This window comes from Natrialba sp. PRR66 (assembly GCF_034808065.1).
GTDB classification, from domain to species: domain Archaea; phylum Halobacteriota; class Halobacteria; order Halobacteriales; family Natrialbaceae; genus Natrialba; species Natrialba aegyptia.
The window spans coordinates 1-237 of sequence record NZ_JAXHGN010000264.1; the positions used below are offsets into that span (position 1 = coordinate 1).

Here is a 237-nt window from a genome sequence, read left to right on the forward strand (position 1 = left end):
GGCGAGTCCGGCGCGGGGATCGAGTGCGCCTCGGCAGGCGAAGTCGCGCGGGCGCTCGACGCGCTCCGCGGCGTCGCCGACGACCCCGGGGCTCGGGTCCAGTACACTGCCGTCAACCCGCCGGACTCGCCGAGCGCCGCGAGCGCGTGTCTGAGCGTGTTCGCCTTCGCGGCGTATCGCACGTCGGCGTCGGGGAACGCCCGCGCGAGGCGGCGGTAGTTCTCCCGGACGCGGTTC

1 protein-coding gene is annotated in these 237 nt (G+C 75.9%); it reads left to right on the top strand.

The window, feature by feature from the left end:
- A partial coding sequence (locus tag SM755_RS24175; RefSeq protein WP_323174903.1) for a hypothetical protein occupies positions 1-219 on the top strand: 219 nt, incomplete at its 5' end.
- Positions 220-237: the final 18 nt, after the last annotated feature.